Origin of the sequence: Heliobacterium chlorum (assembly GCF_014502795.1) — a bacterium.
Classification (GTDB): Bacteria; Bacillota; Desulfitobacteriia; order Heliobacteriales; family Heliobacteriaceae; genus Heliobacterium; species Heliobacterium chlorum.
In genome coordinates, this window is sequence record NZ_JACVHF010000086.1 from 1 (window position 1) to 1536 (window position 1536).

Annotated in this window: 2 protein-coding genes; both read left to right on the forward strand. The window is 51.4% G+C overall.

Going from position 1 to position 1536, the window contains the following annotated elements:
- The coding region (gene tnpB, locus H1S01_RS20115; RefSeq protein ID WP_207732435.1) for an IS66 family insertion sequence element accessory protein TnpB at positions 1 to 381 on the forward strand (381 nt) is incomplete at its 5' end.
- A 61-nt stretch (positions 382 to 442) separates the two neighbouring features.
- The coding region (gene tnpC / locus H1S01_RS20120) for an IS66 family transposase (protein ID WP_188042148.1) at positions 443 to 1536 on the forward strand (1094 nt) is incomplete at its 3' end.

The window sequence follows — 1536 nt, forward strand, 5'->3', positions numbered from 1 at the left end:
AGTGGTAGAGACGCTATTGGTTCGATGCTGAATGCAGCAAGTATAGAACGGGTATACCTGGCCTGTGGAAGTACGGATATGCGGAAATCCATCGACGGTTTAGCCGTTCTCGTCAAGGAATATTTTTCTCTCGATCCCTTTTCCCCTTGTCTGTTTGTGTTTTGCAATCGACAACGAGATAAGATCAAGATTCTCCAGTGGGATCACAACGGGTTTTGGCTTCATTATCGCCGACTGGAACGTGGAAAATTTCAATGGCCCTCCGAAGGTCGCCATGCATCCATAAAAGTCAGTCACCGGGAGCTTCGTTGGTTGCTCGACGGTCTTCCGTTAAAACAACCACAGGCTCATCCGGCGGTAACCGCCCGTACTGTTCTATAAAAAAAGTAGAGATTTTGCCTATTTGAAAGGTTATGGATAGGATCTGTCGAATCTATCCAGCATGAATCATGCAACGAACACTTCAGACAATGTAAAACAAACGGCTCCCCTCGCGGAACTGCAAAAACGCTGTGAACAATTAGAGCAGCAGAACGCCGAGTTGATGACGAAGCTGAAATGGTTTGAGGAACAGTTTCGTCTAAGTCAACATCGGCGATTCGGCGCTTCCAGCGAACGAACCGTTCCAGAACAACCCCAGTTGTTTAATGAAGCGGAAACGGAAGCAGTAGCGGTTTTGGCGGAGCCGACCCTAGAATCGATTACGTATCAACGTCGAAAAAAGACAGGGCAACGGGAAGCATTGTTGGAAAACCTGCCGGTCGAGACGAGCGAATATCGTCTCCCCGAAGAAGAGCAGGTTTGTTCCTGTTGCGGTGGTTCGTTGCATGAAATGAGCACGGAGGAACGGCAAGAACTGAAGATCATTCCGGCTCAAGTCAAAGTTGTCAAGCATATCCGCTACGTGTACTCTTGCCGCCGTTGTGAACAGGAAGCGACACAGACCCCTATCGTAACGGCAGAACTGCCTACCCCTGTGCTCAAAGGAAGTCTGGTATCGCCATCCATCATGGCCTACGTCATGAGTCAAAAATATGTGGAAGGTATGCCCCTATACCGTCAGGAACAGCAGTTTACACGCCTTGGGGTTCCGTTATCTCGGCAGACCCTGGCGAACTGGATGCTCTACGGGGGCAACCATTGGTTGAGCCTACTGTATTCGCGGATGCGTCAGTATCTATTGGCCCAACCGATTGCCCATGCCGATGAGACCACCTTGCAGGTTCTTCAAGAACCGGGTCGGGAAGCCCAGACGACGTCCTACCTATGGCTTTACCGCACCGGGCAGGAAGGCCCGGCGATCATTCTCTTTGAATACCAGCCCACCCGAGCCGGGACGCATCCCCGTCAGTTTCTCGCTGGCTTCAAGGGCTACCTACATGTAGACGGCTATGCCGGATACAACGGAATTCCCGATGTGACCCTGGTCGGTTGCTGGGCCCACGCTCGACGCAAGTTTGATGAAGCGCTCAAAGCGCTACCTGAAGACAAGCGCTCGGCATCGGTAGTGGCCAAAGAGGGATTTGACTTTTGCAA